Source organism: Hahella sp. HNIBRBA332, from assembly GCF_030719035.1.
In the GTDB taxonomy this organism is placed as follows: Bacteria; Pseudomonadota; Gammaproteobacteria; order Pseudomonadales; family Oleiphilaceae; genus Hahella.
The window spans coordinates 4,845,321-4,858,416 of record NZ_CP132203.1 but is presented as its reverse complement, the minus strand read 5'-3'; the positions used below and the strand labels follow the sequence as shown (position 1 = coordinate 4,858,416).

At 56.1% G+C, this 13,096-nt stretch carries 11 protein-coding genes; 7 read left to right on the top strand and 4 right to left on the bottom strand.

Going from position 1 to position 13,096, the window contains the following annotated elements; genetic code table 11:
• Positions 1-19: 19 nt before the first annotated feature.
• The 5 genes from O5O45_RS21415 (at position 20) to cobC (ending at position 4,614) form a co-directional block, all read left to right on the top strand.
• Positions 20-1,510, top strand: a complete 1,491-nt coding sequence (locus O5O45_RS21415; RefSeq protein WP_305901369.1) for a cobyric acid synthase — start codon at positions 20-22, stop codon at positions 1,508-1,510.
• Positions 1,507-2,034 (top strand): bifunctional adenosylcobinamide kinase/adenosylcobinamide-phosphate guanylyltransferase, encoded by a 528-nt coding sequence (gene cobU, locus O5O45_RS21410; RefSeq protein ID WP_305901368.1) that lies wholly within the window; start codon positions 1,507-1,509, stop codon positions 2,032-2,034. The genes O5O45_RS21415 and cobU overlap by 4 nt, the downstream gene beginning before the upstream one ends.
• A gap of 115 nt (positions 2,035-2,149) precedes the next feature.
• Positions 2,150-3,196 (top strand): nicotinate-nucleotide--dimethylbenzimidazole phosphoribosyltransferase, encoded by a 1,047-nt coding sequence (cobT, locus tag O5O45_RS21405; protein ID WP_305901367.1) that lies wholly within the window; start codon positions 2,150-2,152, stop codon positions 3,194-3,196.
• 12 nt (positions 3,197-3,208) lie between these two features.
• Positions 3,209-4,075, top strand: a complete 867-nt coding sequence (locus O5O45_RS21400; RefSeq protein WP_305901366.1) for an adenosylcobinamide-GDP ribazoletransferase — start codon at positions 3,209-3,211, stop codon at positions 4,073-4,075.
• Complete coding sequence (cobC, locus tag O5O45_RS21395) at positions 4,060-4,614, top strand: alpha-ribazole phosphatase (RefSeq protein WP_305901365.1); 555 nt, start codon at positions 4,060-4,062, stop codon at positions 4,612-4,614. Before O5O45_RS21400 ends, cobC begins: the two co-directional genes overlap by 16 nt.
• A gap of 1 nt (position 4,615) precedes the next feature.
• Here cobC and O5O45_RS21390 read toward each other — a convergent pair whose 3' ends face one another.
• The 3 genes from O5O45_RS21390 to O5O45_RS21380 all read right to left on the bottom strand — a co-directional run bounded on the left by O5O45_RS21390 (position 4,616) and on the right by O5O45_RS21380 (position 9,636).
• Positions 4,616-5,824 (bottom strand): EAL domain-containing response regulator, encoded by a 1,209-nt coding sequence (locus O5O45_RS21390; protein ID WP_305901364.1) that lies wholly within the window; start codon positions 5,822-5,824, stop codon positions 4,616-4,618.
• Between the two features lie 131 nt (positions 5,825-5,955).
• A complete protein-coding gene (locus O5O45_RS21385) occupies positions 5,956-8,448 on the bottom strand; it encodes a hybrid sensor histidine kinase/response regulator (protein WP_305901363.1) in 2,493 nt (830 codons plus the stop codon).
• Between the two features lie 33 nt (positions 8,449-8,481).
• Positions 8,482-9,636 (bottom strand): FIST signal transduction protein, encoded by a 1,155-nt coding sequence (locus O5O45_RS21380; RefSeq protein ID WP_305901362.1) that lies wholly within the window; start codon positions 9,634-9,636, stop codon positions 8,482-8,484.
• Positions 9,637-9,849: 213 nt separating this feature from the next.
• Here O5O45_RS21380 and creD point away from each other — a divergent pair, with 213 nt between their 5' ends.
• Complete coding sequence (gene creD / locus O5O45_RS21375; protein WP_305901361.1) at positions 9,850-11,211, top strand: cell envelope integrity protein CreD; 1,362 nt, start codon at positions 9,850-9,852, stop codon at positions 11,209-11,211.
• Positions 11,212-11,233: 22 nt separating this feature from the next.
• On the opposite strand, the gene O5O45_RS21370 is transcribed toward creD, so the two are convergent.
• Entirely contained in the window at positions 11,234-11,719 is a 486-nt protein-coding gene (locus tag O5O45_RS21370; RefSeq protein ID WP_305901360.1) for an Lrp/AsnC ligand binding domain-containing protein, read from the bottom strand.
• A 132-nt stretch (positions 11,720-11,851) separates the two neighbouring features.
• Between O5O45_RS21370 and ald the strand changes: the two genes are divergently transcribed.
• The gene (gene ald, locus O5O45_RS21365) at positions 11,852-12,973 is read left to right on the top strand and encodes an alanine dehydrogenase (protein WP_305901359.1); all 1,122 of its coding nucleotides are present in this window, start codon (positions 11,852-11,854) and stop codon (positions 12,971-12,973) included.
• Positions 12,974-13,096 lie beyond the last annotated feature (123 nt).

Here is a 13,096-nt window from a genome sequence, read left to right as displayed (position 1 = left end):
TAGAAGGACGTGTATCTGGATGATCAAGAACATGCTCATGATCCAGGGAACCACATCCGATGCGGGCAAGAGCACGCTGGTCACTGCGATGTGCCGCAGTTTGTTGCGGCGCGGTGTGAGAGTCGCGCCGTTCAAACCGCAGAATATGGCGCTGAACAGCGCCGTGACAGTAGACGGCGGAGAGATTGGGCGGGCGCAGGCGGTGCAGGCGCAGGCCTGTGGTCTGCAACCGCACACGGACATGAATCCGGTGCTGTTGAAGCCCAATACGGACATTGGCGCGCAGGTCATCATTCATGGAAAAGCCCGCGCCAATATGGACGCCGTGGCCTATCACGACTACAAGCGCACCGCCATGCAGGCGGTGCTGGAATCCTTTCAACGACTCTCCTCCGCTTACGATGCGGTACTGGTGGAGGGCGCAGGCTCTCCGGCGGAGATTAATCTGCGCGATCGCGATATCGCCAATATGGGGTTTGCGGAGACGGTCGACTGCCCGGTCATTTTGATCGCGGATATTGATCGGGGGGGCGTGTTCGCTCATTTGGTCGGTACCTTGGCTTTGTTGAGTGAAAGCGAGCAGCAGCGCGTGCGCGGTTTTGTCATCAACCGTTTCCGCGGCGACATTGCCTTGCTTGAGCCGGGCCTGCAGTGGCTGGAGGAATATACCGGCAAGCCCGTGTTGGGAGTCTTGCCCTATCTGAATGGCTTGCATCTGGAAGCGGAAGACGCCTTGCCGCGAGATGCTATCGTTAAGCCCGGCGCGACGCTCAAAGTCATTGCGCCAGCCATGCCCCGAATCAGCAATCACACTGACTTTGACCCGCTGCGCTTACACCCACAGGTGGATTTCGAGTTTATCGGGCCGGGCCAGTCGCCGCCGTCAGCTGATCTCATTATCCTTCCTGGCTCCAAATCCGTACGCAACGACCTGCAGTGGTTGCGCGAAAATGGTTGGGAAGAGGCTATTCGCAAGCATCTGCGCTATGGCGGTCGGATCATCGGTATTTGCGGGGGTTACCAAATGTTGGGACGTAGCATTGCCGACCCTCATGGCCTGGAAGGCGTTGCCGGAGAGAGTTCCGGCCTGGGATGGCTGGATATCGCCACTACTCTGGAGCCGGAAAAACAATTGCGGCAAGTGGAAGGACGCCTGTGGTTAGATGACGCCCGGATTACCGGCTATGAGATTCATGCCGGGGTGACTCGCGGCGCCGCGTCACAAACGCCGGCGGTGCGCCTTGACGACGGGCGCCTGGATGGCGTCGTCAGCGATGATAATCACGTGCTGGGGCTGTACTTGCATGGACTGTTTGAAAGCCCGCAGGCATTGACGGCGCTGTTGCGTTGGGCGGGCCTGAACGAAGTGCAACATCTGGATTACGATGCTTTACGAGAAGCTGACATAAATCGCCTGGCGGATGTCGTGGATCAGTACTTAAACTGGGGCGAAATCGCAGAGTTTCTACAGGTTGCGCCACTGCGCGACAACAGGGAGAGTAGGGCGTGAGGACCTTGATTCTAGGCGGAGTGAAGTCGGGAAAGAGCGCTTTGGCCGAACGGCTGGCGAGCGCCCAGGGAAACTCTGTCGTCTATATCGCCACGGCTACCGCCGGCGATGGCGAAATGGCCGCGAGGATCGCTCATCATCGCGCTCGACGTCCCGCCGCCTGGGGGTTGATTGAGGCGCCTGTTTACCTCGCCGACGCCATCTGTGACGCCATGCAGGAAGGGAGTGTAGTGCTGGTGGACTGTCTGACGCTTTGGCTTACCAACCTCTTGATCTCCAACTCCAACGAACTTTTTGACCAACAGCGGCGGGCGTTACTGGATATGTTGCCCCACCTTGATGGCGACATTATCTTTGTCAGCAATGAAACCAACATGGGCGTCACGCCATTAGGGGAGCTATCGCGCCGCTATTGCGATGAAGCCGGGCTGCTGCATCAGGCGCTCGCCGCCTTGTGTGATCGGGTGGTGTTAACCGTCGCAGGACTGCCTCATTGTCTGAAAGGTCGTTTGGAGCTTGCCTAAGTATACTGATTACTATTAAAAATAAGGTCTGAACCTCAGGTTGGGCCTGTTGACGTTTTAACGCGTGGGTTTGGAAAACAACAATGACTGACTATTTGACGAGAAGAGGATGAAAATGGAATTTATCAGACGCTTGCGCGTTCCCCCGATAGACAACACGCTGGATGCGGCGTTGCACCAGAAAATCGATCAGAAAACCAAACCCCTGGGCGCATTGGGGCAACTGGAACGACTGGCGTTTCAGGTCGCCCGCATACAGGGCACGATGACCCCCACGTTGAAGAATCCCTACATTCTGGTATTCGCCGGCGATCATGGCGTGGCGAAATCCGGCGTCAGCGCCTATCCACAGGACGTCACCTGGCAGATGGTGCATAACTTCCTGCAGGGCGGGGCGGCGATCAACGTCTTTGCGCGTCAGCACAATATCAGCATGCGGGTAATCGACGCAGGCGTGAATCACGAATTTGAAGACCACCCGCAATTGGTGAAAGGAAAAATCGGTCCGGGAACAGAGAATTTTCTGGAGCAACCGGCCATGTCCGAGGAACTCTGTGAAAAGGCGTTGCGCTTGGGGGCGGCTCAAGTCGATGCGATCGCGGAAGAAGGCTGTAACGTATTGGGCTTTGGTGAGATGGGTATCGGCAACACGTCTTCCGCCTCCATGCTGATGAGCTATCTTCTCGACGTTCCACTAGACCACTGCGTGGGGCGCGGCACAGGGCTGAGCGACGAGCAATTTGAGCGCAAGGTTAACTTACTGCAGCAGGCGGCTGAGAAATACCCCGACCTGAAAAGCCCGATTGATATTCTGCAGACATTCGCAGGCTTTGAAATTGTCGCCATGGTCGGCGGCATATTACGTGCGGCGCAAAACCGCATGCTGGTGCTGATAGACGGCTTTATCGCTACAGCAGCCTATCTGGCCGCCTATAAGCTGGCCCCGGCCATTGGCGAATATGCTATTTTCTGCCACCGCTCTATGGAGCAGGGGCATCAACATATGCTGGAAGCGTTAAAAGCAGATCCGATTCTGAAGATGGATTTGCGGCTGGGAGAGGGGACTGGCTGTGCATTGGCGTACCCCTTGTTGCAGTCTTCTCTGAACTTCTTCAATGAAATGGCCAGCTTCGCGGATGCTGGCGTCAGTGAAAAAAGTTAGCGGACTCGATTCGTGAGCGACTACGAGCGCGTTGACCAAAGATCCCGAACAATCATGGACGGCGGCGAAACCGTGAATGAAACCGAGGAGTCCGCGGCGCAGCGCTGGGCGGAGATCCTGCGTCGGCAATGGCGCCTGCTGATGCTGTCCTTGCAGTTCTATACCCGTATCCCGGTGCGCTTACTGTATGACTTCAATGAAGCGGATCTGAATCAGGCCAGTCGCTATATCTCCCTGACCGGTTGGCTGGTGGCTCTGGCGGCTGCTTGCGCCTACTTGCTGGGTCTCTACTTTTATGGACCCTGGGGCGGGGCAGTGCTGGCCATAGCGGCAGGAGTTCTTATCACAGGCGCGTTTCATGAAGATGGACTGGCGGACGCCGCTGATGGGTTTGGCGGCGGACACACGCCAGAGCGTATCCTGGAAATCATGAAGGACAGCCGGGTGGGGACCTATGGCGCGCTGGCGCTGGCGTTAAGTCTTTCTCTGAAAATGGTCATTCTGGCGCAGCTTGCTCCAGACGCCGCCCTGTTATTGCTTTGGATATCCCATGCCTGCAGTCGCGCCTTGGCGATCAGTCTGATCGCGAGTCTGGACTACGTGCGCGCGGACCAGCTCAGCAAGGTCAAGCCGGTCGCTAAAGGCATCGCAACGAGAGACATCGCCATTGCCGCAGTGATAGCGCTCGCGCCGCTGCTGCTGGCGGGCGTCAAAGCGCTGGCGTTGGCGGTCGTGGGCTTGTGGTTCCTGCGTCGCATCAGTATTGGTTACCTGTCCCGCCGCTTGGGCGGCTACACCGGAGACTGTCTGGGCGCTGTGCAACAACTGGCTGAAATTGTTCTATTCCTGTTGCTGGGGGCGCTATGGAGCTCTATCTGATCCGCCATACTCGGGTTGCGGTTCCGAAAGGAACGCTGTACGGGCAATCCGATGTCGCTCTGGCCGATACGTTTGCAGAAGAAGCGGCCACTATCCGCGCGCAGTTGCCGGCGGCCTGGGACCTGTTATACAGCAGTCCGCTGACCCGTTGTAAAACGCTGGCGGACTGGTTGGACCCCGCGCCGGACTTTGACGACCTTCTGATGGAAATGAGCTTTGGCGATTGGGACGGCAAGTTGCTAACCGACTTGCCGCAGAAGGAAGCGCGCGACTGGGGAGACAATTGGTTGACGCAGCGCACTCCAGGAGGGGAAGGTTTTCCGGATTTGTATCAGAGAAGCGAGCAATTCGTTGAGCGCCTGGTGCGGGAAGCCAAGGGAAAAGTGGCGCTGGTGGTGGCCCATTCAGGTTTACTACGCTGCCTGTGTCTGCAACTGCATCCTGAATATTGCCGCTGGGATAAGTCGAAGACTTTCAGTATTCCTCTGGATTATGGCGGTGTGATTCACATTCCCGCTCCCAATCTGCCTGAAGGCTAAGCTACTCTTTCGCCGCCTCGCGGCGTTTCAGCCAATCCTCAAAGTCCTCCGGCGCCATTGGCTGGGCGATATAGAATCCCTGAGCGATATCGCAGCCCAGTTTGGCGGCGTAGTCCCAGTCATCCTGATTTTCCACTCCCTCCGCCACGATGCTCATGCCCAGTTGTTTGCCCAGGGCGGCGCTGGAGTCAAAAATGGCCCGCGCCGCCTGATCGCGATTGGAGCCGTGGACAAAGCTGCCGTCGATTTTGAGTTCGTCGAATGGAATGCGCTGCAAGCGCTCCAATGAGGAATAGCCGGTGCCAAAGTCGTCAATGGACAGCCCCAAGCCTTTCAGTTTTATGCGGGTGAGCACTTCCAGCATGGTCACCATATCCTGTCCCACTTGAGTCTCGGTAATCTCAAGCGTGATTCTCGACGCCTCTACTTTATGATGCTGGCAGTAGTGCTCCAGCAAGTGCGGCAGATCCAGGATGGAAATGGAGGAAGAGGAAATGTTGATGGCGACCTGCAGGTTGAGTTGCTTCTGCTTCCACTTCTGCATTTGATCTATCGCCTGCGCGATCACGGCAGTGGTGAAATCGCCGACGAGATTGCTTTCTTCTGCTAACGGCACAAATGCGCCAGGGCCCAGCAAGCCATGCTGCGGGTGCTTCCAACGGGCCAGGGCCTCCACCCCGACGACGGCTTCGGTTTTCATATCCACCTGAGGTTGATAGAAAAGTGTGAGGTGACCATCACTCAGGCCTTGGCGCAGCTCGCTGGTATTGAGCAGGGAACCGCCGGAAACCGTATGACGGGAGCGGAAATAAGACTGGTAATGAGTGAGGTAATAAGTGAGCGCGTCGACGGTGACGGGCTTCTGCAAAGAGCCCAACACATTCAGGTAACGCGCCCGCGCTACGTTCACGGCGGCTTTTAACACTTTACTGTCCGCGCCGCTGAACAGCAGCACGCCGCCCTGGTATTCATGTTCAGCCAAGTGGCGCAGTAGTTCGATACCGTCCATGCCAGGCATCAGCAGGTCCACCAATAGAATATCGAAGTGAGAATCTGCGTCTTCCAGTAAGGTCAGCGCTTCTTCTCCACTCGCAACGCTTTCCACCCGCCCCAGATTAAGCCGTTGCAGCGTTTTGGTGATAATGCTGCGCATGAAGGCGTCGTCATCGATAATCAGGGCGTTCAGGTGACAAAACTGCTTTTCGCTCATAACAATCAATTCTTAACTCTTTTGAACCGTGTCGTCGGGTCTTGCTCCGTCGTATCGACCAAGCGGCCGCAATGTGGGGACGGAACTGTCGAGGGTGACGGGGCTGCGTGACGGTTGTTGTCGCAGTCGGCTCAACCTCCGTTATGGGCCAGCCAGTTTTGTAAATAATAGTCTACTTTTTCGAACTCTTGCTCAATACCGCTGATTGCGAAGCGGATATCGCGCCAATTGGCGCCGCGCCCGGCCATTTCCGCTTTTTCACTCCATTCTCCCAACGCTTCCGCGCCGATGGCGCGGGAAGAGGATTTGAGACGGTGCGCTTCGAACGCTACAGCTTCAGGGTTGTCCTGTTGGGCTGCAAGCTGTAGCGCCCGTAGATTGGCGGCGGCGTCTTCCCTGTATTTGGTGAGAATTTCATGTTGCACGTCGATATCAGGTCCCACCGAGTCGCCCAGTACATTGAGATCTACGGAGCCTTCCACCATTTCCGGGTGGTCGGCGGGGTTAAGTTTGCGACGCTGATGCGGCAGCCACTTGGCCAGCGTCTCATACAGTTTGCGTATTTCCACGGGCTTGGATAGGTAGTCATCCATGCCTGCGTGCAGGCAGCGTTCCGCTTCGCCCCGCAAGGCGTTGGCGGTAATGGCGATAATCGGAGTGCGCAGGCCCGTACCCTCTTTTTCCCGGATCGCCGACGTTAACTGAAAGCCGTCCATTTCCGGCATATGGCAATCCGTAAGCACCAGGTCCACCTGACGCTGCTGCCATACCGCCAGCGCCTGGCAACCATTCTCCACGATGATGCAGTCCAGGCCGAGTCGTTTCAGCTGCAGGCGGATGACTTCCTGATTGGTGAGGTTGTCTTCCGCCACCAGTATGCTCACAGGGTGCAGGCCTGGGCGATTCGGCACGTCGAAACGGGGGATCTTGTCAGGGTCCTGGAAGTGTCTGACCGGTGGACTGCAGCGCCCGGCCGCTGCTGCGGCGGCCATCACGAGATCGTTGCGGCACAGTGGGTAGACATAGACTTTGACGGAATCCGGCGGCGGATTCAGTGACCGATATCGTCGCGGCGTCAGGATGATAAAGCGCACGTCCTGTCCCCAGGGTTGTCCGCGTAACTTCAGCAAGGGAGAGAGATCGCTGTCCTGCTCTGCATAAGTCAGCAGAACGGGGGGCGTACGGTCCAGCTGCAGGGCTTTGGAGAGGTGTATGGACGCCTCTTTTATGTCCTGGCAGCTTTGTACGGTTGCGCCGAATTTCAGCAAGTAGTTGGTGACAGTCGTGCGCGTCAGTGCGTCGCTTAGCACTACCAGCGTCTCGATGCCATCCAGAGTGGGAGGGGGGGCTACGCGAGCGCCCGGTGCGGCGGCCAGCGTCAGATTGAGTCGAAATTCCGTGCCCTGACCAGGTTCGCTGGAGACCTCTATGGCGCCCCCCATTATCTCCGTAAGGCGCTTACAAATGGACAGACCCAATCCGGTGCCGCCATAGCGACGGGTGGTGGAGCTTTCTCCTTGTGTGAATGGGCTGAACAACTTGTCCAGGGTAACTTGATCCATCCCGATGCCGTTGTCTTTGACGCTAATGCGCATGGAATAGAGCTGGCCGGCGCTGTGCAGAAGATCGGCGCGCAAGGTGACGCACCCTTGCTGTCCGTTGGCGGTGTCGGTGAACTTGGTGGCGTTGCTGCACAGGTTGAACAGAATCTGGCGCAGACGCACTTCGTCGCCGATGAGCGCGTCGGGAATATCCGGGTCCACGTAGCTATGCAAGTGCAGATTGCGCTTATTGGCGCTGGCCGCCACTGTCTCCGCAACGCCTTCGATGATTTCCTCTACGGACAGGGTAATGCTTTCCAGCTCCATGCGTCCGGCTTCTATTTTGGAGAAGTCGAGAATGTCGTTGAGAATATTCAGCAGGGAGAAGGCGGAATCCCTGACTGTGCTGATCATCTTGGTTTGTTCCGCGCTGAGCTGCGAATGAGACAGCAGCTCCAGCATTCCCAGAATACCGTTCATCGGCGTGCGGATTTCATGGCTCATGGTCGCCAGAAACAAGCTTTTGGCTTCGTTGGCGCTTTCCGCCGCCTCTTTGGCGTCAAGCAGCTTGCGGTTGGTTTCCGCCAGCTCGGCAGTGCGCGCTTCCACGCGTTTTTCCAGGGCGGTGTTCAGCGCCAATATTTCGCTTTGGGCTTTGGTGACTGCTTCCACTTTGTTTTGCAGGCGTGCGTTGACCCGTTGGTAATCGTCGTGGGTCGTGGACAGGTCGCGACTGGCGCGCTCCAGTTTCAACTGCAGTTCCTGGGATTCGTCCAGCAGTGGAATGGTGTCGTCCAGCACCTGCAACATGGGGGTGAAGATTTGCGCCAGGTCGTTGAACCAGTGATGAGGCGCCAGCAACAGCCAGCAGCGTGGCCCCAGGGGTTGCAAATCAAAGGCGTCGCCGAAGCGGACTATCGCTCCCTGTAAGCGGTCGCTGCGATGGTCGACAATGGCGAGCACTTGCTCCGCATTGTCCGTGACCACCACAACCGGTCCGGCCACCAGATCGCGTTTTTGCGGGTGGCGGAAGGTGAAGCCTGGCGGTGCGGGGTCGAGCGTACTGATTAACCTGGCTTTCATTTATTATCAATGCCCTACGGAAGCGCGAACGGGTTATTCGGATATTAACAGAAGTACATAGGTCATGTTGTGGAACAAGTTTCTAGAATAGCCCTTCGCGGTCTTGAGCGGACCTATCTCCCCAAATGACGGAAATCCTGCGATTGGCAGGGCGCTGCCGAAGTGTTCAGCTAAGGCGCGGATTTCATGCTCGATCTCCCGGCCCAATAACCATTTGCGGCCCACGCAGCTTACGATAAGCGCTGCAACGGGTTTCACGCCACGATTGCGGGCCTTTTCGGCGATACTGTATACCTCGCTGATAATGGTTTCCGGTTGTGCAAGGCATACTTGTACCGTCTTGCCTTGTTCTATGCCGCCATAAAGCCCCAGAAATCGCTCGGAAACGGAAAAGTCCGGCACGATGGAGCGCAGTCGTGTGATATCCGGCTCATCAGAATCAATAATCGACAGGGAGGTGATGCCGCGGTCCGATTGCAACACCGGCTTGCCGGTTTCCCGTTCGATGAAATCCATGGCGTCGGTGCCGTCGATGGAGAAAATCGTAGCGCCTTCCGCCCTGTCGATTACTCCGGGCTGGCCGACAGCATTCAAGGTGTTGCCGATGGAGATATCGAAATGAAGCTTGCCGGACGCCGTCATGACTACGACCGCATCGGAAAGGGCGTGGCGGTTGGCGTACAGGGTGCAACTGGCCATCTTGTTATCGTCGGCGGCGAAGCCTCCGACAATGGGGATGTCCGTCTCGACCTCCAACACCTTTTCAATCTGCGAGGCGTCGGCGCGAAAATCCGACACCATAAACATGCATGCTGGTTTGTCATCGCCACAGGCTTGCAACGCGGCGGAAAGGGCGGTGCGCGCGGTTTGCGCAGGCTGCTCGCCGACGCCCAATGCGTGGGAGGCGCGCCACCTGACAAGACCTTCCGAGTTGAGTCCCAGTGCGCAGGCGCCGATGTCCCTTGGCCCTTCGCTTTCAAAGAATCCATCTCCGGTGCTGCCGATAATCACCAGGTCATCGTTGCCAATACTGTCGTACAGCCCTTCGACAAGCTCTTGCGGGTTCTCATAGTGAACGGTGGAGAATAAGAAGATGACTTCAGGGCGTATGGCGGCGAGGACGTCGCCCATCATGGTCCCCGCCCGATAAGGATCGGCGGCGTTAGTGGAAGTGGAGCAGGCTTTCATGGGACACCTTCACGGTAACAGCTGTTATTAAAATGACGGCTCAAGGCCGGTGAAATGCATCAGTTCAGGCGTTACCTAAAGTCTAGTTGCTCAATGATGAGAATTCATCCCGCCCAATAAAGTTCTCCGCGCCACATTTCGCCCTGATTTTCCCATCAGTTCGCCCTATTTGTTTGTTTTGATAGCCACAGAACAAACAAAGGAGCGGGCAAGGTGAATGTAAAAGAAGTAAGTTGGCGGCGGTTTGGGCTTCATTCCCCACTGGGCAAAGCCTTTATGATTGGAGTGCTGATCCTGATATTGCAGATTCCCATCATGAAGATTAATGGTCTGATCGGCGAGCGCAGCGTCAGATATCATGATGTCGTAACGGAGATTACGGAGAAATGGGGCGGCGAACAGACGGTGAATGGTCCCTTTCTTGTCATACCGGTGGACACAGCATCCAAAGCAGTCGCACAGGAGTCCACCATCAGGCCAATTATGCGGACCCATTATTTGATGGTGACGCCTACCTATCTACACGCCAAATTCAAAGTTACCAGCGATATCCGCTACCGAGGTATTTATGAGGCGCCCCTTTATCATACGGACGCCAACCTGAAAGGGGCGTTTGATCTGCGTCCACAATTACAGGAGCTGGAGGAAAACCAGTCGCTGCGGTTTAAAGACGCCTATCTTTCGGTGGCGATTGGGGATGTCAAAGCGATTCAAAGCCCGATTAAATTTCTTTGGAATGAGCGCGAGGCCGCGCCCTCTCCAGGCGGCGGCATGGCGGACGTTAACGGCGTACATATGCGATTGCCGGTAGGATCGATAAACGCCGACGCCCCTAATGATTTCAATCTGGCGATACGTTTAAAGGGCGCACAGGCATTGTATGTGTCGCCAGTCGGACAGGAGAGCAATATCGAAATCAACGGCGACTGGGCGGATCCCAGTTTTCAGGGGAATTGGCTGCCGGTGGAGCGTAAGCTGGAACAGGACGCCTTTTACGCCAAATGGGACATTCCGTTTCTGGCCAAAGGGGTGCCTGCATCCTGGACGGGTTCAGCGCCCGCCTTGCTTGATCATGTTTCACCGTTAGTCGGCGTGTCACGACCTGCGGCGGGGGCGGGGTACCAGGAAATCAGTCGTTCGGTGAAGTATGCGTTACTGTTCCTTACCTGCACCTTTGCGTGCTTGTGGCTCTTTGAAGTCATCAGCGGCGTGCGCATCCATGTTATGCAATATCTGTTTACGGGGCTCACTCTGTGCCTGTTCTACCTGCTGTTTCTCTCGCTGTCAGAGCACCTGGGAACCTGGGCGGCTTATTTGATTGCTTGTGGCGCCGTTATCGGCCAGGTGGGATGGTACGCCGGACAGTTTATTCGGCGGAGAAAGCTAACTGTCGCCTTCGTCACATTGTTGATTGTGTTGTACGGTTATCTATTGTCGTTGTTGAACGAACAAGATCTGGCGCTGCTATACGGCTCTCTCGGATTGTTTGTCATCCTTGGCGCGGCGATGTTCGCCACCCGCAAGATCGACTGGTATAACCTCCGGGGCGATGAAGGAGGCGCGGCGGAAGATTGATCGGGAACGACTGGCGCGAGGCTCAGACGTCTTCGCGCCAGCCGTCCAGTTTCAGTTCCTGACCTTCCTTTACCGTCTCCATCACTACATAACTGCGTGACTCCCTTACGCCGGGTAGCACGAGGATTTTTTCTCCCAGCAAAGCCCGGTACTGATCCATGTTGGCCACCCTGGCTTTTATCAGATAGTCGAAGTTGCCGGAGACAAGGTGGCATTCCTGCACTTCCGGGACTTTGATGACGGAGTCCTTGAAATCAGCGAAAACGTCCCGAGAGGTTCTGTTTAGGCCAATTTCAATAAACACCACCAGTCCCACTCCGAGTTTTTTGGCGTTCAGAACGGCGGTGTAACGTCGAATGTAGCCGTCTCTTTCCAGCCGTTTTACCCGCTCAAGGCAGGGAGTGGGGCTCAGGTTCACCCGCCGGGACAGTTCACTGTTACTGAGGCGTCCTTCACTTTGTAGTTCGCGCAAAATGGCGTGGTCTATGCGGTCCAGCTGCTTTTTCATTTTTGGCCAGTTGAATTTTCTGAAAATCTCAAAATTAAAGAATAAATCACTGAGTTTGATTTTAACAACAGAGATAAATTCTGCATACAAAGCGTAGACTGGAATTATTACTAACCTTGAGAGGGCTTATTAATGATTGTCGGTGTACCAAAAGAAGTAAAAAACCACGAATACCGTGTCGGATTGACTCCCGCCGCTGTCCAGGAGCTGATTCGCAATGGGCACAAAGTGGTGGTGCAAAAGGATGCCGGCGCAGCCATCGACTTCACTGACGACCAGTATGTTGCGGCTGGCGCGGAAATCGCGGCTACCGCTGAGCAAGTGTTTGAAGTCGCCGATATGATCGTCAAGGTGAAAGAACCTCAAGCTCAAGAACGCGCAATGTTGCGTCCTGGGCAAACCCTGTTTACCTATTTGCACCTGGCCCCAGACGTTCCTCAGACCCAAGATCTGTTGAACAGCGGCGCTACCTGTATCGCATATGAAACTGTGACTGACGCGCAAGGTCGCCTGCCGTTGTTATCCCCTATGTCAGAAGTTGCTGGACGCATGAGCATCCAGGCTGCTGCGCGCTGTCTGGAAAAATCCCAGGCGGGTCGTGGTCTGTTGTTGGGCGGCGTTCCTGGTGTGGAAGCGGCGCTGGTTGTAGTTCTTGGCGGCGGCGTGGTTGGTTTCAACGCCACCCAGATGGCTGTCGGCATGGGCGCGCGTGTTGTCGTTATGGACAAATCCGTTGACGTACTGAGACGCTTCGACGCGACTTTCGGCAATAGCGTACAAACCGTATTCTCCACTGCGCAAGCGGTTGAAGAGTGGGTGACGCAAGCTGACGTGGTAATCGGCGGCGTTCTGATCCCAGGCGCGGCGGCACCGAAACTGGTTTCTCGCGAAATGGTGAGAAAAATGAAGCGCGGCGCGGCGGTTGTCGACGTGGCGATCGACCAGGGCGGATGCTTCGAGACTTCTCATGCGACTACCCATGCGGAACCCACTTTTATCGTTGACGACGTCGTTCACTACTGCGTAGCCAACATGCCTGGCGCTGTAGCGCGTACTTCTACTCTGGCGCTGACCAACGCAACACTGCCATTCGTTCTGCAACTGGCCAATAAAGGCGCGAAGCAGGCTCTGGAAGACAACGCCTTCCTGCTGCAAGGTCTGAACGTAGTGAAAGGTAAGCTGACCTGTCCTTCCGTCGGCGTTGCTCAGGACATTGAGTCCCTGACTCCGGAAGAAGGTCTGGCGTTGCTGTAACAGGCGACATTGTTCTAACGGGTAAAACCGTTAAACCTCCGCACGAGCGCTTCGGCGCTTATGCTCTCTAGTGCATTGGAGAATGGATTCTCGTCTTCCTTGCGGCCCTGAGTGGCCGCTTTT